This window comes from Streptomyces sp. NPDC050448, from assembly GCF_040655295.1.
Classification (GTDB): Bacteria; Actinomycetota; Actinomycetes; order Streptomycetales; family Streptomycetaceae; genus Streptomyces.
Genome location: NZ_JBFAJR010000013.1, coordinates 164,248 through 182,663, shown reverse-complemented (window position 1 = coordinate 182,663; position 18,416 = coordinate 164,248). Strand labels below are relative to the sequence as shown.

Genomic DNA, 18,416 nt, shown 5'->3' with positions numbered 1-18,416 from the left:
GGCCCCGGCAGCGGCACCCGGCCCCGGGCGGCGGTGCGCCGGCGCGTCAGAGCGAGGCCTGGACGGCCCGGACCAGGGCCTGTGCCCGCGGGTCGGCGGTGACCGACTTGGCATGGGCGTTCGTCACGTAGCCGAAGCCGATGCCCGCCTCCACGTCCGCGAAGGCCAGCGAGCCACCACGGCCCGGGTGCCCGAAGGAGGCCGGGGACAGCAGCGGCGAGGCCGGGCTGTGCAGCATGTAGCCCGGGCCGAAGCGCGTGTTGACCACCAGCACCCGGTCCGGCCCGGACGAGAGCTCCGTACCCGCCAGCCGGACCGTCTCCGGGGTGAACAGCCGCGTGCCGTCCTCGGTGTCGCCCAGCAGGGCCGCGTACAGGCCGGCCAGGCCGCGTGCCGTGCCGATGCCCGCCGACGCCGGGAGTTCGGCCGCCCGGAACCCGGGGTCGTTCTCGTCCGGCAGCGGAGTGATGGCCGCGAACGCCCGCCGGGTCAGCGAGGACGGGTCCGCCCAGGCCTCCGAAACGTTTCGCCGGGGCCGCGTCCGAAGACCCCCCGCCGTCTCCGGCGGGTCCACCGGACCCACCCGGCCCACCCTGGCCGACTCCGCCTCCGGCAGGCCGATCCAGAACTCCAGCCCCCGCGGGCCCGTGACCTCCTGCGCCAGCCACTGGCCCAGCGAGGCCCCGGTCGCCCGCAGCACCAGCTCCGACAGCAGCCAGCTGTACGTCTGCGCGTGGTAGCCGTGCGCGGAGCCCGGCTCCCAGAAGGCCTGCTGCCCGGCGACGGCACGCGCCCCGGAGACCCCGTCCGCCGCCTCGGCGGGGGTCAGCGGCACGTCCAGCGCCGGCACTCCGGCCCGGTGCGCGAGCAGGTCCCGGACCAGCGTCCGCTCCTTGCCGCCCGCCTTGAACTCCGGCCAGTACGCACCCACCGGCGCGTCCAGGTCCAGCAGCCCGCGCTGGTGCAGCAGCAGCGGTACGACGGCGGCCACGCCCTTGGTGGCCGAGCGCACCACCTGCGCGGTACCGGCAGCCCAGGGCTCGCCCGCGTCGCCGCCGTCGCCGCCGCCGCCGTCAACATCCTTCGGGCCCGCCCACAGGTCCACGACCTTCCGGCCGTCCCGGTACACGGCCACCGCCGCGCCCCGGTCCCCGAGCACCTCGAAGTTGCGTACGAAAGCGTCCCGGACGGCCTTGAAGTCCTCCGCCACCTCACCCTGGATGTTCACGAGCGCTCCAACAATCGCCTGGTCGGACTTATGCCACCGATACCGAACGGGGGTCGAAGCCGAACGGAAGCTCCAGCCGGTGGGCCCGCATCAGCTCCTCGTCGCACAGCAGGTCCTGCGTGCGCCCGTCGGCCGCGATGACGCCCTCGCTGAGGATCACGGAGCGCGGGCACAGCTCCAGCGCGTACGGCAGGTCGTGGGTCACCATCAGCACCGTCACGTCCAGCGAGCGCAGGATGTCCGCGAGCTCGCGCCGCGACGCCGGGTCCAGGTTGGACGAGGGCTCGTCCAGGACCAGGATCTCCGGCCGCATGGCCAGCACGGTCGCCACCGCGACCCGCCGGCGCTGTCCGAACGACAGGTGGTGCGGCGGCCGGTCCGCGAAGCCCTCCATGCCGACCTGTTCCAGGGCCTCGCGGACCCGCGTCTCCAGTTCCGCTCCCCGCATGCCGGCGGCCGCCGGACCGAAGGCCACGTCCTCGCGCACGGTCGGCATGAACAGCTGGTCGTCCGGGTCCTGGAAGACGATGCCGACCCGGCGCCGGATCTCGGCGAGGTTCCGCTTCTCGACCGGCAGCCCGGCGACCGCCACGGTGCCGACCCCGCCGCCGAGGATCCCGTTGAGGTGCAGCACCAGCGTGGTCTTGCCCGCGCCGTTCGGGCCGAGCAGGGCCACCCGCTCGCCCTGTCCGACGGTCAGGTCCACACCGAAGAGGGCCTGGTGCCCGTCCGGGTAGGCGTACGCGAGGCCGGACACCTCGAGAGAAGCGGGGGAAGCGGGAGAGGGCGCAGGAGTCACAGGGTCCATCCCATCAGACAGACGGCGAGCGCCGTCGCCGGGAGTACGGCCGCGTACGCCCACTGGGCGCGGGTGGCCACGACTTCGTCGATCACCGGCATCGAGCCGGCGTAGCCGCGGCTGACCATCGCGAGGTGGACCCGCTCACCGCGCTCGTAGGAGCGGATGAACAGGGCTCCGGCGGTCTTGGCCAGCACCCCCCAGTGCCGGATGCCGCTGGCCTCGAAGCCGCGCGAGCGCCGGGCGATCGACATCCGGCGCAGCTCGTCGATGATGACGTCGCCGTACCGGATCATGAAGGAGGCGATCTGCACGAGCAGCGGCGGCAGCTTCAGCCGCTGGAGCCCGAGCAGCAGCGCCCGCAGTTCGGTGGTCGAGGCGAGCAGGACGGACGCGGCGACCCCGAGCGTGCCCTTGGCCAGCACGTTCCAGGCGCCCCACAGGCCGGAAACGCTGAGCGACATCCCAAGTCCGCCGACACTGACGCTGACCCGCTCGCCCTGCGCCACGAACGGCATGAGCACGGCGAAGGCCACGAACGGAACCTCGATCAGCAGCCGCCGCAGCAGGAAGCCGGCGGGGATCCGGGCCGCGGCCGCGACCGCCGCGATGAGGACGGCGTACAGCCCGAAGGCCCACACCGCCTCGCGCGGTGTGGACACGACGGCCACGACGAAGGCGAAGGCCGCGGCGAGCTTGCAGTGCGGCGGCAGTGCGTGGATCGGCGAGTGCCCGTGCCGGTACAGCTTGTGGGCGTGGCCCGCGCCCACCTCAGACCGCCGTCGGCGCGGAAGGGGCCGTCGAGGCGGCGGTCAGGTCCTGCGCGCGGCGGCGGCGCACGGTCCAGAAGATCCCGGTGCCGACGGCGATGGTCGCACCGACGCCGATGACACCGGCGAGGCCGCCGGAGAGGCGGGCGTCGCCGATGTCCCTGACGCTGTAGTCGGCGAGCGGGGAGCCGGCGGCGGCGTGCGACTTCACGTTCTGGTCGATGCCCTGGTCCGCGGCGACCTTCTCCAGGCCGTCGGGGCTGGCGGAGGCGTAGAAGGAGACGAAGCCGGCGAGCACGAGGGCGGTGACCAGGCCGGTGATCCACACGGGCTTGGTGGACCGGGCGGCCACGGGCGCGGCGGCCGGGGCGGCCGCGGGGGCGTCGACCAGCTCGCCGCCGACGCGCAGCTTCAGCGGCGCGGCCAGCCCGCGCGCCCCGTGCACCAGGTCCGGCCGTACGGCCAGGACGGCGCCCACGGTCGCGGCGGTGATGACGGCCTCGCCGATGCCGATCAGCACGTGCACGCCGACCATGGCGGTGAACACCTTGCCGAGCGGGACGTCGGTGGTGCCGCCGAGGGCGTACAGGAGGGTGAACATGACGGCCGCGCCGGGCACCGAGAGCAGTGCTCCGGCGAAGGCGGCGACGGTGACCGAGCGCCGGGTGTCGGGCAGGAGCTTCAGCAGCCCGCGGAAGACGGCGTAGGCGACGACGACGGTCACGACGGCCATGTTCATGACGTTGACGCCGAGGGCGGTCAGCCCGCCGTCGGCGAACAGGACGCCCTGCATGAGCAGCACCACGGACACGCAGAGCACGCCCGTACAGGGGCCGACGAGGATCGCGGCGAGCGCCCCGCCCAGCAGGTGTCCGCTGGTGCCTGCGGCGACCGGGAAGTTCAGCATCTGGACGGCGAAGATGAACGCGGCGACGAGTCCGGCGAGCGGCGCCGCCCGCTCGTCGAGCTCTCGGCGGGCGCCGCGGAGGCTGACGGCCACCGCGCCTGCGGCGGCGACACCTGCCGCCATGGAGACGGGGGCGTCGATGAAGCCGTCGGGCACATGCATGGGGCTGCTCCGCTTCCTGCGGTGTTTGAGCTGACAAAATCTTTAGCCGCTCAAGAATAGTGCCCTATTGCAAACCCTTGGCAAGAACGTCCACCGCACAAATGCAGCCGCGCGGATTCGTGGGAATGTGCGAGGCTGGGGTCAATACGGACTTGTATGACCCGATTAGAGGAGTCTTGTCGTGTCAGCCACCGCCGAGAATCCCCCCGCGACCGCATCCGCCACCGCCGTCGCCACACCCGTCGCCGCTGCCGTAGAAGAGCGCGTCACCGCCCGCGTGATCAGCGACGACCCGCTCTACCGGAAGATCCCCGTCGCCCTGCGCTTCGCCCCCGCCGAGCCGCTCGCCGTACGGATCGTCTTCCCCGCCGGCCTCTCCCCCGAGGGCACCGAGAACGAGTGGGTCTTCCCCCGGGCTCTCCTCGAGGCAGGCCTGCAGGCCCCGAGCGGCACCGGCGACGTACGCGTCTGGCCCTGCGGCCGCGTCCAGGCGGTCGTCGAGTTCCACTCCCCCGAGGGCGTCGCGGTGATCCAGTTCGACATCGCCGCGCTGCGCCGCTTCCTGCGCCGCGCCAACGCCTCCGTCACCCGGAAGGCGTAACAGGCCCGGCCCCGCACCCGGTGATCGGGTGCGGGGCCGGGCCGACCGGGGGTACGGGTCAGGCGTTGACCAGCTCGCGGTCCTTGTCCGGGCCCTCCGGGGAGCCGCCGGCGCCTTCGAGGTGCTTGCGCAGGCTCTCGCCCTCCACGTCCACGTTGGGCAGCAGCCGGTCCAGCCAGCCCGGCAGCCACCAGGCCTTGTGGCCGAGCAGCGCGAGCACGGCCGGGACGATCGTCATACGGACGACGAAGGCGTCGAAGAGGACGGCGATGGCGAGACCGAAGCCGATCATCTTGATCATCTGCTCGCTGGCGCCGATGAAACCCGAGAACACCGCGATCATGATGACGGCGGCGGCCACGACCACCCGCGCGCTGTACTGGAAGCCGGTCACGATGGCCTGGCCCGGGCGCTCGCCGTGGACGTACGCCTCGCGCATCCGGGTGACGAGGAAGACCTCGTAGTCCATGGCCAGGCCGAAGACGACACCCACCATGAAGATCGGCATCATGCTCATGATCGGGCCGGTCTGCTCCACCCCGAAGAGCGAGCCGAGCCAGCCCCACTGGAAGACCGCGACGACCGCGCCGAGGGCGGCGACCACCGAGAGCAGGAAGCCGAGGGCCGCCTTGAGCGGGACCAGGATGGAGCGGAAGACCAGCATCAGCAGCAGGAAGGCGAGGCCGACCACGAGCGCCAGGTAGGGCACCAGCGCGTCGTTCATCTTCTGCGAGAAGTCGATGTTCATCGCGGTCGCGCCGGTGACGAGGACGTCGTCGCCGCTGCCGTCGCGGATGGTGTGGACCAGGTTCTCGGTCTCCACCGAGGACGGGCGGTCCTTCGGGACGACCGTGATCACCGAGGCGTCGCCGGCCTTGTTCGGGGTCGGCGGCATGACCGCGGCCACGCCCTCCAGGCCCTTGATCCGGGCCTCCGTCTCGTCGGCGAGCTTCTTGTCGCCGTCGACGACCACCATCAGCGGGCCGTTGAAGCCCGGGCCGAAGCCCTCGGAGAGCAGGTCGTACGCCTTGCGCTGCGTGGTGGAGACCGGCTGGGCGCCGTCGTCCGGCAGGCCCATCTCCAGCTTGCTCGCCGGGATCGCGATGGCGCCGAGGCCGATCACGCCGACGAGCAGCACCATGACCGGGCGGCGCAGGACGAAGCGGGCCCAGCGGGTGCCGCCGTTGGCCTTGGGCTCGGCTCCGGCGGGCTTGCCCTTGCCGAACAGCCTGCTCTTCGTACCGGCGGGCAGGACCTTCTTCCCCGCGAAGCCCAGGATGGCCGGGACCAGCGTCAGGGCGACGAGGACGGCGATGACCACGGTGCCCGCGGCCGCGAAGCCCATCTTGGTCAGCATCGGGATGTTGACGACGGCCAGGCCCACGAGGGCGATGACCACGGTGAGACCGGCGAAGACGACGGCGGAGCCGGCGGTTCCGGCGGCCCGGCCCGCGGCCTCGTCCCGCTCCCGGCCCTCGGCGAGCTCCACGCGGTAGCGGGAGACGATGAAGAGCGCGTAGTCGATGCCGACCGCGAGGCCGATCATCATCGCGAGGGTGGAGGTGGTGGTGCCGAGGTCCAGCACGTTGGCGAGCGCGGTGATGGAGGAGACGCCGATGCCCACGCCGATCAGCGCGGTCAGCAGCGGCAGCCCGGCCGCGATCAGCGAGCCGAAGGTGATGACCAGCACGATCGCCGCGATGAGGATGCCGACGATCTCGCCGGAGCCCGTCTCGGGGGCCGTCATCAGGGCGTCGCCGCCGATCTCGACGGTGAGCCCGGCGTCCTTGGCCGCGGTGCCGGAGTCCTTGAGCGCGTCGCGCGTCTCGTCCTTCAGCTCCATGCCGCTGACGGTGTACTTGACGCTGACGTACGCGGTGGAGCCGTCCTGGCTCACCGCCTGGGCCTGGTACGGGTCGGAGACCGAGGCGACCTGGGCCTTGCCCGGGCCGTCCTTCAGGCCGGAGACGATCTTCTCGACCTCGGTCTTGTTCTTCGGGTCGTTGACCGAGGCGCCCGCGGGCGCCTTGACGACGATGCGGGCGGTGGCGCCGTCGGCGGCCATGCCCGGGAACTTCTCGTCCAGCACGTCGAAGGCCTTCTGGGCCTCCGTGCCGGGTATCGAGAACGATCCGGAGGTGGGCGCTGACGCCGTCGCCGCGCCGAAGCCGGCGGCGAACAGCAGCGCCACCCAGACGAGGGCGACGAGGCCGCGGCGCCGGAAGGCGCCCCTGCCGAGTCGGTAGAGGAAGGTAGCCACGGAGGCGGTTCTCCCGTTCAGGTCGTGGGATGGATCCGGGATGGATCAGGGCGTGGAAAGCCGGCCCGACGACGAGAGCGGCGTGTCAGGAGCAGCAGAAAGAAGTACGCGAAGACTCAGACGCCGAGGGCGGGGAAGACCACGGCGTCGATGAACTCACCGAGGAAGGCGCGGTCGACGGACCGGTCCTCGATCAGCGGGAGCGCGATGAACGCCCCGATGAGCATGTGCGGTACGAAGGGAAGGGCCGGACAGTCCGGGGCGATCTCTCCCCGGTCGACGGCCCGCTGCAGCATCACCTGGAGACCGGTGATCTCCGGGTCGACCAGCAGTTCGCGCAGCGCCTTGTGGAGCTCCGGGCTCTCGTGGACCGCATGGGTCAGGCCCCGCATCAGCGCGGTGTCCTTCGCCATCTGTGCGTCGTCGGAGTGCTGGACCATGAGCCCGAAGTCCCCGCGCAGGCTGCCCGTGTCGATCTCCCGCAGGGACATCGGCTGGGTGCACCGCAGGGCCTTGGCGACCAGCTCGGGCTTGCTCCCCCACTGGCGGTAGAGGGTGGCCTTGCTGGACTTCGTACGGGCGGCGACCGCATCCATGGTCAGCGCCTCGTAGCCGACCTCGCGGAGGAGGTCGAGGACCGCCTCGTGGAGTTCGGCTTCCCGCTCGGGGGTGATCCGGCTGCGCCGCGACGAGACCTCTTCGGACATATCCGACACCTCCCGACCGAACGAAACTGTTCCGTACACCTACGACGATACCCCCACCACGAACGAAACGAAACCGTTCCGTTTCGTTTGCGCGAGTGGCATGGATCACCTGTACGAGTTGCCAGCACCCCTTGGCGCGGAAAGCATTGTGGGGTGAGTCACGACGGCGCGTACCTCCGCTTCCCGCACCTCCACGACGATCTGCTGTGCTTCGCCACCGAGGACGACCTCTGGGTCGCCCCGCTGGTCCCCGAGGGCGAAACCCCCGGCCGGGCCTGGCGGATCACCGTCGACCGGACCAGGGTCGGCCACCCGCGGTTCTCCCCCGACGGCCGGCACATCGCCTTCACCACCTGGCGCAGCCTCGATCCCGAGGTCCACCTCGCCCCGGTGGCCGGCGGCCCGGCCCTCCGGCTCAGCTACTGGGGCGCCACCGACACCCGGGTCTGCGGCTGGACCCCGCCCGACAAGGACGGCCGCAGCGACATCCTCGCCGTGTCCTCGCACGGGCAGCCGTTCTCGTACTACGCGTGGGCCTACAGCCTGCCCACCGACGGATCCCCCGGCGGCAGGCTCCCCTGGGGCCCGGTCTCCGACATCGCGGTCCACGAGGAGCCGGGGGGCGAGCGGCGCACCCTGCTGCTGACCGGCAAGCCCCCGCACGAGCCCGCCGCCTGGAAGCGCTACCGCGGCGGCGCCACCGGCCGGCTGTGGCTGCACGGGAAGCAGCTGCTGGAGCACGTCGAGGGCCACCTCGACGCGCCGATGTTCGTGAACGGCCGGATCGCCTTCCTCTGCGACCACGAGGGCATCGGCAACCTGTACTCCTGCCTGCCCGACGGCACCGACCTGCGCCGGCACACCGACCACGAGGAGTTCTACGCCCGGCACGCCTCCAGCGACGGCTCGCGGATCGTCTACCAGTGCGCCGGAGACCTCTGGCTCGTCGACTCGCTGTCGCCCGGCGCCGCCCCGCGCAGGCTCGACGTCCGCCTCGGCGGCCCCCGCGCGGGCCGCCGTACGTACCAGGTCCCGGCCGCCAGCCACGTCGACTCGCTCTCCGTCGACGCCACCGGCCGGGCCAGCGCGGTCGTCGTCCGCGGCAGCCTGTACTGGCTCACCCACCGCGACGGGCCCGCCCGGACCATCGCCGACACCCCGGGCGTACGGGTGCGGCTGCCCGAGATGCTCGGCAGCAGCGGGCAGGTCGCGTACGTGACGGACGCGGAGGGCGAGGACGCGATCGAGATCGCCTACCTCCCGCGCGCCTCCGGGGACCGGGAGCCGCGCAGGCTGGCCTCCGGCGAGCTGGGCCGCGTACTGGAACTGCTCTCCGATCCGGACGGGGAGCGGCTCGCCATCGCCTCCAACGACGGGCGGCTGCTGCTCATCGACGCGAGCGAGGAGTCCACCGGTGAGGTCACCGAGCTGATCCGGTCCATCAACGGGCCCGTCACCGACCTGGCGTTCTCGCCCGACGGGGCCTGGCTGACCTGGTCGCACCCGGGCATCGGGCGCTCCCTGCGCCAGATCAAGATGGCCCGGATCTCCGGCCCCGGCGCGCGCGCGATCGTGGACGTCACCAACGGCCGCTTCGAGGACGACCACCCGGTCTTCACCCGCGACGGCCGCTACCTGGCCTTCCTGTCCTGGCGCGGTTTCGACCCGGTCTACGACGTGCACACCGGCGACCTGTCCTTCCCGCTGGGCTGCCGCCCGTACCTGGTGCCGCTGTCCTCGGCGACCCCCTCGCCCTTCGCGTTCACCCCCGACGGCCGCCCGGCGGCGGGCGGACTCGACCCGGGCGAGGGCGAGACCACCGAGGGCGACGGTGCGGTCATGGTGGAGGTGGAGGGGCTGGAGAGCCGGGTCACCCCGTTCCCGGTGACGGCGTCGAAGTACTCGGCCCTGTACCCGGTGCACGGCGGCGGACTGGTGTGGCTGCGCTGGCCGATCTCGGGTGCGCTCGGCGAGACCTTCGCCAACCCGACCGACACCAGCGGCAAGCCGACGCTGGAGCACTTCGAGATCACCAAGGCGCGCAAGACCGAACTGGCCTCCGGGCTGGACTGGTTCGCGGTCAGCGGCGACGGCACCCGGCTCGTCGTCAACGACGACGGGGACCTGCGCGCGGTCCCGGCGACCGAGTCCGGCGACAGCGACTCCACCGTCTACCTGGACCTGCGGCGCATCCTGCACGAGGTGGACCCGGCCGCCGAGTGGCGCCAGGCCTTCGAGGAGGCCGGGCGGCTGATCCGCGCGTACTTCTGGGAGCCGAACATGTGCGACATCGACTGGGACGGGGTGCTGCGCCAGTACCGCCCCCTGGTCGAACGGGTCGCCTCGCCCGACGAGTTCGCGGACCTGCTGCGCGAGGTGCTCGGCGAACTCGGCACCTCGCACGCGTACGTCTCGCCCGCGCGCCGCAACGAAGGCCCGCCGCACTACCAGCGGCCCATCGGGCTGCTCGGCGCCAACCTCGTGCCCCGCGAGGAGGGCTGGGTGCTCAAGCGGATCCTGCCGGGCGAGTCCTCCGACTCCAAGGCCCGCTCCCCGCTCGCCGGCACCGGCATCCGGGAGGGCGCCGTGCTCACCCACGTCGACGGGCGTCCGGTGGACCCGCTGGCCGGGCCCTATCCGCTGCTCTCGGCGGCCGGGGGCACCACGGTCGAGCTGACCTTCAAGCCCGCCGAGGGCGAGGGCCGGGCCCGGCGGGTGGCGGTGGTGCCGCTGATCGACGAGCGGCCGCTGCGCTACCAGGACTGGGTGTCCAAGCGGCGCGCGGTGGTCCGCGAGGTCAGCGGCGGCAAGTGCGGCTACCTGCACATCCCCGACATGGGCGGCTCGGGCTGGGCGCAGTTCAACCGGGACCTGCGGATGGAGATGTCCCGGCCCGCGCTGATCGTGGACGTACGCGGCAACGCGGGCGGGCACATCAGCGAGCTGGTCGTGGAGAAGCTGACCCGCTCGATCCTCGGCTGGGACCTGACGCGGGGCGCCCAGCCGGTGTCGTACGCCTCCAACGCGCCCCGCGGTCCGATCGTGGCGCTGGCCGACGAGGCGACCTCCTCGGACGGCGACATGATCACGGCGGCCTTCAAACTGCTCGGGCTCGGCCCGGTGATCGGCCAGCGCACCTGGGGCGGGGTGGTCGGCATGACCGGCCGGCACACCCTGGGCGACGGCACGGTGATCACGGTGCCGATGAACGCCGCCTGGTTCCCGGAGTACGGCTGGTCGGTGGAGAACCACGGCGTGGAGCCGGACCTCGCGATCCTGCGCACCCCGCTCGACTGGGCGGAGGGGCGGCACGCCCAGCTGGACGATGCCGTGCACGTGGCGCTGGAGCTGCTGGAGCAGGAGCCGGCGGCGGTGCCGCCCGGCTACGCGGACGTACCGGACCTGCGACGTCCGAAGCTGCCGCCGAGGTCGTAGGGCACGCCGCCGAGGCCGAGGGACACGGGCACGGGGAAGGGGCGCGCCCCGTCGTGAATGCGACGGGGCGCGCCCCTTGCGGCATCAGAAGTCCGGGCGTCAGAAGTCCCAGTTGTCGTCGAGCTCGTCGTGGACCTTTTCCTTCTTCTTCTTCTTGGTCTGGTCGGAGGCTTGCGCACCGCGCTCGGACGCTTCGTCCTTGGCGCCCTGCTGGGCCGCCTTGGTCTTGTCCTTGAGCTCGTTCGCCTTGTCCTGGAACTGGTCCTTGATGCCCATGCTGTTCACTCCTGGAAGGGTGTGGGGGACGGGGCCTCGACCAGATTTGCACGGCCGGACAAAGCTCGCATTTCGATCAATGGCGCCCGGCGCCCTGCGTGCGCTCCTTCTCGTCGGCGGCCCCTCCGGCCCCCACAAGTCCCCTGGAGACACTCGTCAGCCTGGGCTCGAAGCGCTTCATCTCCCGCTGCCCGACGGTCGCGATGATCCCGGGCAGGTAGCCGCGCACGCCCTGCATCCCGCGCAGCCACCACTGCGCGTACACGTGCGGCGAACGCCGCTCGATGCCGGCCACGATCCGGTCCACGGCCGGGCCCAGCGGGTACGTGCGGTTCGACGGCCAGGGCAGCCGCCGGCGCAGCTCCCGCATGACCTCGTCCTGGTCGGCGCCGCGCACCATGTCGGTGTCGGTCCAGGAGAGGTAGCCGACGCCCACCTTGACGCCCTTGTGGCCGACCTCGGCGCGCAGGCAGTGCGCGAAGGCCTCGACGCCGGACTTGGAGGCGCAGTACGCCGTCATCATCGGCGCCGGGGTGATCGCGGCGAGCGAGGCGATCTGCAGGAAGTAGCCGCGGCTCTCCGTGAGTAGGGGGAGGAAGGCGCGGGCGGTGACGGCCCCGCCGATCAGGTTGACCTCGATCACCCGGCGCCAGGCGTCGGGGTCGGAGTCGGCGAACGGCCCGCCGGCCGCCACACCCGCATTGGCGACGACGATGTCGACCTTGCCGAAGCGCTCCTTGACCTCCTGCGCGACCCGGGCCATGGCCTCGTGGTCGGTGACGTCCGCGTGCCAGTGGCCGCTGTCGGTGTGCAGCCGCTCGGAGACCTCCTTGAGGGCCTCCGGCTCCAGGCCCACCAGCGCCACCTTCGCGCCGCGCGCGGACAGCTTGCGGGCGAGGAGCTCGCCGACTCCGCGTGCGGCCCCGGTGACGACGGCGACCTGGCCTTCAAGACTCCTGTGCGCACTCACCGCGTGACCTCCTTCAAGAAGTGCGCGGTCAGCTCGCGCACGGCGTTGGTGACGGCCTCGGGGGCCTCGATCGGGGTCATGTGTCCCATGCCGGTCAGCTCGGTCAGCCCCACGCAGTGCGGCAGCGCGGCGGCGAGCCCCCGGGCGTGCACGATCGGCGTGAGCCGGTCGTTCTTGCCGCCGATGACGGCGGTCGGCACGGTGAGCGCCGCCAGGTTCGCCTCCAGGTCCAGCCCGGCCAGCACCTCGGACCAGGCGTACCGGACCCCGGTGGGGCAGGCGTGCACGATGCGGGCGCAGGCCTCGACCTTGTCGGGCGCGGACCCGGGGCCCATCGTGGCGTACTTCAGCACCCGCTTGGCGACCGGCGTGACGGGTCCGAGCGGCGCGCGCGCGCCGAGTACCGCGCCGGTGATACGGGTCCTCGCGCGCCCGGGTCCGAGCGGCACGACCAGCGCCTCCGGGACCAGTCGGGCGCTGCCGGTGCTGCACAGCAGCGCGGCCGCGGCGTGCTCGGCGAACTCCGGCCGCCCGGCGGCGGCCATGATCGTCATCCCGCCCATGGAGTGTCCGGCGACGACCGCCCGCTCGCCGGGGGCCAGGGTGGCGCGCAGGACGGCGACCAGGTCGTCGGCGAGGGCGGTGGTGCCGTAGCGGGAGGCGGCGGGGCTGCGCCCGTGTCCGCGCTGGTCGTACGCGATGACCCGGTGGTCCTTGGCGAGCTCCCGGATCTGCGCGGCCCAGAACGCGGTGGAACAGGTCCAGCCGTGCGCGAGCACCACGGCCGGCGCGCCCTCGTCCCCGTGCTCCTCCACGTGCAGCCGGGAGCCGTCGGCGGAGACCGCGACCAGCTCCCGCCGGGCGGCGGGCGGCGCGTACGGCCCGGAGGTGACGTGCGCCGGCCGGCTCACGCGGCACCCTCCTCGGCGATGGCGGTACCGGTGCCGGCGCCGGCGCCCGCGGAGGCGGAGGCGGCCGAGGCGGAGGCGGCCTTGCTCCCGGCCTTCGTGCGGGCCGGGGCCTGGGCCGGGACCGGCTCGGGCTCGCCCTCCCGAAGGCGGACGACCTCGTACTCGGAGAGGTCCACGCTCCGCGTCTCCTTCCGGAACTCGCCGGTCGTGCCCGGCCAGACCGTCGTGTTGCGCCCCTGGGCGTCCAGGTACCAGCTGGTGCAGCCGCCGGTGTTCCACACCGTCCGCTCCATACGGGCCTGGACCTGCCGGTTCCACTGGTTCACGGCGGACGGCCGGGCGGCGAGCGCGACCTGCCCGCCCAGCACGTTCAGCTGGCGCAGGTAGTCCGCCATGTAGTTCAGCTGCGACTCGATCATCAGGATCATCGAGCTGTTCCCGAGCCCGGTGTTCGGGCCGATGACCGTCATCCAGTTCGGGAAGCCGGCCGCCGTCGCCCCGCGCAGCGACTGCATCCCGTCCTTCCAGTGGTCCGCGAGGGTCCGCCCCTCCGCGCCCACCACCCGGTCGGCGATCGGCATGTCCGTGACGTGGAAGCCGGTGCCGAAGATGATCGCGTCGACCTCGGTCCCGGTCCCGTCGGCGGCGATCAGCGTGTTGCCCCGGACCTCCTTCAGCCCGGAGGCGACCAGGTCCACGTTCGGCCGGGCGAGCGCCGGGTAGTACTCGCTGGAGAGCAGGATCCGCTTGCAGCCGATCCGGTACGAGGGCGTCAGCTTGGCCAGCAGCGCCGGGTCCTTGATCGAGCGCGCCATGTTGGCCTTGGCCAGCGACTCGATGAGCCCGAGCTGGTTCGGCCGCTTGGTGAAGGCGCTGACCTGGAGCTCCCGGATCCCCCACAGCAGGCCCCGGCGGGCCGCCCGGGTGAACGGCAGCTGGCGGTGCAGCCAGCGCTCCGCGCCGCTGATGGCCCGGTCGGTGCGCGGCATCACCCACGGCGGGGTCCGCTGGAACAGCGTGAGCCGCTCCACGTCGGGCGCGATGGCCGGCACGATCTGGATGGCCGAGGCGCCGGTGCCGATCATGGCGACCCGCTTGCCGCGCAGGTCGTAGTCGTGGTCCCAGCGCGCGGAGTGGAAGACCTTGCCGGAGAACTCGGCGAGCCCGGGGATCTCCGGCGTCTTCGGGTCGGACAGCGGCCCGGTGGCGGAGACGACGACATCCGCGGCAAGCGATCCGGCCGAGGTCTCGATCTCCCACCTCAGCCGGTCGGCGTCCCAGCGCATCATCCGGACCTCGGAGTTCAGCCGGATGTGGGGGCGCAGCCCGAAGGTGTCGGCGACGTGCTCCAGGTACGCGCGGATGGCCGGCTGTCCGGAGAAGGTCCGCGGCCAGTCGGGATTGGGGGCGAACGAGAACGAATACAGGTGGGAGGGAACATCGCACGCGCACCCGGGATAGCTGTTGTCGCGCCAGGTCCCGCCGACGGAGTCGGCCCGTTCCAGGACGACGAAGTCCGTGATCCCCTCGCGCCGCAGCCGTACGGCCGCGCCCAGCCCGCCGAACCCGGACCCGATCACCGCCACTCGTACGTGTTTGCGCTCGCCCATGCCCCCACCCGTGCCACCCATGCCCGCCGCCTTCCGCTTCCGCAGTCCCAGCCCAGCCCAGCCCAGTCACAACCACAGCGCCACACTGCCAGCAATCACTGGCACAATCGGGAGAGTAGAGCAGCTCCGTACTCATGGGTAGAGGTCGCGCCCGGAAAGTTACTGCCGGTACGCCATAGGCTTCGCCTGTGGAACAGACGGAAGCAGGGACGACAGTGCGTGAATACCGTACGGAGGAACTGGCCGAGGCGGCCGGCATCCCCGTCCGCACCCTGCGCTTCTACCGCGAGCGCAAGCTCCTCCCGCCGCCGCGCCGCGAGGGCCGGATCGCCTGGTACGACGACCACCACCTGGCCCGGCTGCGCACCATCGCCGCCCTGCTGGAGCGCGGCCACACCCTCGGCGGCATCGCCGAGCTGACCGCCGCGTTCGAGAACGGCCGCGACGTCGGCCAGCTCGGCGAGCTGCTCGGCATCGGCTGGTCCGAGGAGACCCCCGTACGCCTGACGCCGGAGGCCCTCGCCGACTACTTCGAGGGCGAGGTCACCCCGGAGAACCTGGCGGCCTCCCTCGACCTCGGCTACCTCGCCACCGACGGCGACGAGATCGTCCACGTCAGCCGCCGCCTGCTGGACGTCTCCTCGGCGCTGGTCCGCGAGGGGGTCCCGCTCTCCGCGGTCCTCGAAACGGGCCGCCGGGTCCGCGAGCACGCGGACGCCATGGCGGCCCTGTTCACCGAGCTGATCTCCACGCACCTCACGGAGGAGGCCCTGCCGCGGCTGCGCCCGCTGGCGAAGAGCGTGGTCGAGGCGGAGCTCACCATGGCGATGGACCGCCTCCTGGCATCGGGGGCTCAGGACCCCAGCTCGTAGACCACGGTCACGGGCGCGTGGTCGGACCAGCGCTCCGGATGCGTCTCGGCCCGCTCGACGAACGCCTTCACGGCCTTGCCGGCCAGCCCCGGGGTCGTGACCTGGAGGTCGATCCGCCACCCGGCGTCGTTGTCGAAGGCCCGCCCTCGGTAGGACCACCAGGAGTACGGCCCCTCGGTGTCGGGGTGCAGGCTGCGGACCACGTCCACGTACCCGGCCTCCTCGTACACCTTCCCGAGCCACTCCCGCTCCTCGGGGAGGAAGCCGGCGCTCTTCCGGTTGGTCTTCCAGTTCTTGAGATCGGCTTCCTGGTGGCAGATGTTCCAGTCGCCGCACACGACGACCTCCCGTCCCTCACCGGCGGCGCGCACCTTCAACGCGGCAAGGTAGGGCAGGAACTCCGCCATGAACCGGTACTTCTCGTCCTGCTTCTCGGTCCCGGCCTCACCGGAGGGCAGGTACAGGCTGGCGACCGTCACACCGGGCAGATCCGCCTCGAGGTAGCGCCCGCTCGCGTCGAACTCCTCGCTCCCGAATCCCACCTGCACCCGCTCGGGCTCGCGGCGCGTGTAGAGCGCGACCCCGGCCCGCCCCTTGGCGGCGGCCGGCGCGAACACGGTGTGCCAGCCCCCGGGCTTCCGGACCTCCTCCGGAATCTGGCCCTCCTCGGCCCGCACCTCCTGGAGGCAGACCACATCGGCATCCGACCCGGCCAGCCACGGGGAGAACCCCTTCTTGGCGGCGGCACGGATCCCATTCACATTCACGGAGGTCACGGTGAGCATCCCAGCACCATAACGGGACCGTTCCGTACGATGTCCGGATGTCTCACGGGATCCAGCTCCGCGCCGTGTCGTACGACCACCCTGACGCGGTCAAACTCAACGACCAGGTCCAGCTCGAGTACCGGGAGCGCTACCAGGGCGAGGGAGATGTCACACCTCTCGACCCGGCGATGTTCACCCCGCCGAACGGCCTGTACCTGCTGGCGTACGACGCCTCGGGCACGCCGATGGCCAGCGGCGGCTGGCGCAGCCAGGACGAGAACGACGAGGGCTACTCGGACGGCGACGCCGAGCTCAAGCGCATGTACGTCGTCCCCGAGGCCCGCGGCCTGGGCCTGGCCCGCCGCATCCTGGCCGAACTGGAGTCCGATGCCCGCACGGCAGGCCGCACCCGCATGGCCCTGGAGACGGGCGACCAGCAGCCGGAGGCGATAGCCCTCTACCTCTCGTCGGGCTACACCCTGTCGGAAAAGTTCGGCCACTACCGCTTCCACGAGGCAAGCCGCTGCATGACCAAGCCCTTGCAGCCCTCCTGAGGGCTGCCCCGACCCCGCCGGCAATCCCCGCCCCGCCGGTGTTCGAGGCGCTGGGGGCACCCGGCGGGCTGGGGGAGGCTCCGGACAGGGCCCGGGATACGGACAAAGGGCTGGACGGGTCAGAAGAGCGCCGCGCAGCGGCCCGGCAGGGCTACCGCGGGAGCCACTGCGCCCGGTCCGTCCCCCACCGGGACGGCCCCCGCCCCCAGTCGCCGAACGGCACCGGCGACCCCGCATAGCGCAGCACCCCGTACCCCGAGTCCACCTCCCTCAGCCACGGCTCCGCCGCGTACCGCGCCGCGTCCGTCCCCGTCGCCGGCACCTCCCGTACGAGCCACGACGCCGTCCCCGCCAGCGAGAACCGCAGCGACCGCCCGCCCCCCTCGGCCAGCGCCCTCAGCACGCCCGCGGCCGCCAGGTACCCGGTCCCGTGATCCAGCGCCTGGGCCGGCAGCACCCCGGGCCGGTCCCCCTCCCCGTACGCCGCGGCCACCCCGTACCCCGCCTGCACCAGCGAGTCGAACCCCCGCCGCCGCGCCCACGGCCCCTGCCACCCCCACGCGCACAGCTGCGCCACCACCAGCCCCGGCCGGCGCTCCAGCAGCTCGTCCGCCCCGAGCCCGTACCGCTCCAGCGCCCCCGGCCGGTACCCGGTCACCACCACATCGGCCTCGGCCAGCAGCCCCTCGAAGACGGCCCGGTCCCCCGCGTCCGCCAGATCCAGCAGCGCCGACCGCTTCCCGAACCCGGTGTCCGCGTACGCGTCGTCCGACTCCGGCAGCCGCGGCGAGTCGACCCGCAGCACGTCCGCCCCCAGCAGCCCGAGCGTCCGCGTCGCGACCGGCCCCGCGATGACCCGGGTCAGGTCCAGCACCCGCACCCCGGACGCGGGCAGCGCCCCCGGCCCGAGCTCCCGCCCGGCGCCCCCGGACTCCCGTACCTCCACCAGCGGCTGCGGATCCCCGTACTCCGCCGCCACGGCGACGGCCAGTCCGCCCTCCCCGTACACGAGCTCCTGCACCTCGACGGCCCCGCGCCCCGCCACCGCGTCCCGCAGCGCCCCGGGGGTCGCGGACGGCAGTCCCAACGCCCGTACCAGTGCGTCCCGGTGATGCGGATAGTTGGCGTGCGTCCGCACCCACCCGTCCGCCGCCCGCCAGAACCCGGACAGCGGGGCGAAGTTCACCGGCTCACGCCCCTCCACCCGCAGATGCCGCTCGCTGACGAACGCGGTGGCCACGGCCCCCTCGTCCACCACCAGCGGCTCCACCCCGTCCGCCGCGCCCCCGGCCCGTACGGCCGCCAGCTCCGCCGCGGCCAGCGTGCACACGCCCACGGTGGCCCGCGCCAGCTCCCGTACGGGCAGCGGCCCTTCCCCCAGCCCGCTCGGCCCCCGATATCCCACCCGGTCCACCAGCCCGGCCGCCCCACCGAGCACCGCCCACGCCTGCGCCGTCCCACCGTCACGGTTCGTCATGCGCCTCATTTTCACAAAGCCCGGCTCCGGCACCGACGGCCACCTGCCCCCCAACGGACGGATCCCGCCCGGTCTTCCGACCGGACGGGATCCGCTGCACCCGTTCCGCC

Annotated in this window: 16 protein-coding genes; 4 read left to right on the top strand and 12 right to left on the bottom strand. The window is 72.7% G+C overall.

Annotated elements, in window-relative coordinates; translation table 11 throughout:
• Positions 1-46: 46 nt before the first annotated feature.
• Genes AB0I68_RS18325 through AB0I68_RS18310 form a run of 4 tightly spaced genes read right to left on the bottom strand, consistent with a single transcriptional unit; the run spans position 47 to position 3,866 of the window.
• On the bottom strand, positions 47-1,228 hold the full coding sequence (locus AB0I68_RS18325; protein WP_363178331.1) for a serine hydrolase domain-containing protein: 1,182 nt from the start codon (positions 1,226-1,228) through the stop codon (positions 47-49).
• A gap of 28 nt (positions 1,229-1,256) precedes the next feature.
• Positions 1,257-2,036 (bottom strand): ABC transporter ATP-binding protein, encoded by a 780-nt coding sequence (locus tag AB0I68_RS18320; RefSeq protein WP_363178329.1) that lies wholly within the window; start codon positions 2,034-2,036, stop codon positions 1,257-1,259.
• A complete protein-coding gene (gene cbiQ / locus AB0I68_RS18315) occupies positions 2,024-2,797 on the bottom strand; it encodes a cobalt ECF transporter T component CbiQ (RefSeq protein ID WP_363178328.1) in 774 nt (257 codons plus the stop codon). The genes AB0I68_RS18320 and cbiQ overlap by 13 nt, the downstream gene beginning before the upstream one ends.
• Before the next feature lies 1 nt (position 2,798).
• Positions 2,799-3,866, bottom strand: a complete 1,068-nt coding sequence (locus AB0I68_RS18310; RefSeq protein WP_363178327.1) for an energy-coupling factor ABC transporter permease — start codon at positions 3,864-3,866, stop codon at positions 2,799-2,801.
• A gap of 181 nt (positions 3,867-4,047) precedes the next feature.
• On the opposite strand from AB0I68_RS18310, the gene AB0I68_RS18305 reads away from it, so the two are divergent.
• The gene (locus tag AB0I68_RS18305; RefSeq protein WP_363178326.1) at positions 4,048-4,467 is read left to right on the top strand and encodes an SsgA family sporulation/cell division regulator; all 420 of its coding nucleotides are present in this window, start codon (positions 4,048-4,050) and stop codon (positions 4,465-4,467) included.
• Positions 4,468-4,525: 58 nt separating this feature from the next.
• On the opposite strand, the gene AB0I68_RS18300 is transcribed toward AB0I68_RS18305, so the two are convergent.
• A complete protein-coding gene (locus tag AB0I68_RS18300) occupies positions 4,526-6,727 on the bottom strand; it encodes an MMPL family transporter (protein ID WP_363178325.1) in 2,202 nt (733 codons plus the stop codon).
• A 116-nt stretch (positions 6,728-6,843) separates the two neighbouring features.
• Positions 6,844-7,434, bottom strand: coding sequence for a TetR/AcrR family transcriptional regulator (locus AB0I68_RS18295; RefSeq protein ID WP_363178324.1), 591 nt, complete (start codon positions 7,432-7,434; stop codon positions 6,844-6,846).
• 153 nt (positions 7,435-7,587) lie between these two features.
• Between AB0I68_RS18295 and AB0I68_RS18290 the strand changes: the two genes are divergently transcribed.
• Positions 7,588-10,869: a S41 family peptidase gene (locus AB0I68_RS18290; RefSeq protein ID WP_363178322.1), complete on the top strand. Its 3,282-nt coding sequence runs from the start codon at positions 7,588-7,590 to the stop codon at positions 10,867-10,869.
• Positions 10,870-10,968: 99 nt separating this feature from the next.
• Here the strand turns inward: AB0I68_RS18290 and AB0I68_RS18285 are convergent, their stop codons facing one another.
• The 4 genes from AB0I68_RS18285 to AB0I68_RS18270 all read right to left on the bottom strand — a co-directional run bounded on the left by AB0I68_RS18285 (position 10,969) and on the right by AB0I68_RS18270 (position 14,636).
• Positions 10,969-11,145 (bottom strand): hypothetical protein, encoded by a 177-nt coding sequence (locus AB0I68_RS18285; RefSeq protein ID WP_363178320.1) that lies wholly within the window; start codon positions 11,143-11,145, stop codon positions 10,969-10,971.
• Positions 11,146-11,221: 76 nt separating this feature from the next.
• The gene (locus AB0I68_RS18280) at positions 11,222-12,115 is read right to left on the bottom strand and encodes an SDR family oxidoreductase (RefSeq protein WP_363178319.1); all 894 of its coding nucleotides are present in this window, start codon (positions 12,113-12,115) and stop codon (positions 11,222-11,224) included.
• The gene (locus tag AB0I68_RS18275; protein ID WP_363178318.1) at positions 12,112-13,026 is read right to left on the bottom strand and encodes an alpha/beta hydrolase; all 915 of its coding nucleotides are present in this window, start codon (positions 13,024-13,026) and stop codon (positions 12,112-12,114) included. The genes AB0I68_RS18280 and AB0I68_RS18275 overlap by 4 nt, the downstream gene beginning before the upstream one ends.
• Positions 13,023-14,636 (bottom strand): NAD(P)/FAD-dependent oxidoreductase, encoded by a 1,614-nt coding sequence (locus AB0I68_RS18270; RefSeq protein WP_363178317.1) that lies wholly within the window; start codon positions 14,634-14,636, stop codon positions 13,023-13,025. Before AB0I68_RS18270 ends, AB0I68_RS18275 begins: the two co-directional genes overlap by 4 nt.
• A gap of 215 nt (positions 14,637-14,851) precedes the next feature.
• On the opposite strand from AB0I68_RS18270, the gene AB0I68_RS18265 reads away from it, so the two are divergent.
• Positions 14,852-15,508, top strand: coding sequence for a MerR family transcriptional regulator (locus AB0I68_RS18265; protein ID WP_363178316.1), 657 nt, complete (start codon positions 14,852-14,854; stop codon positions 15,506-15,508).
• Here AB0I68_RS18265 and AB0I68_RS18260 read toward each other — a convergent pair.
• Entirely contained in the window at positions 15,490-16,293 is an 804-nt protein-coding gene (locus AB0I68_RS18260) for an exodeoxyribonuclease III (RefSeq protein WP_363178315.1), read from the bottom strand. The two genes, AB0I68_RS18265 and AB0I68_RS18260, sit on opposite strands and share 19 nt — an antisense overlap.
• Positions 16,294-16,331: 38 nt before the next feature.
• Here AB0I68_RS18260 and AB0I68_RS18255 point away from each other — a divergent pair, with 38 nt between their 5' ends.
• Complete coding sequence (locus tag AB0I68_RS18255; RefSeq protein WP_363178314.1) at positions 16,332-16,829, top strand: GNAT family N-acetyltransferase; 498 nt, start codon at positions 16,332-16,334, stop codon at positions 16,827-16,829.
• A gap of 151 nt (positions 16,830-16,980) precedes the next feature.
• Here AB0I68_RS18255 and AB0I68_RS18250 read toward each other — a convergent pair whose 3' ends face one another.
• Entirely contained in the window at positions 16,981-18,306 is a 1,326-nt protein-coding gene (locus tag AB0I68_RS18250; RefSeq protein WP_363178313.1) for a CoA transferase, read from the bottom strand.
• Positions 18,307-18,416: the final 110 nt, after the last annotated feature.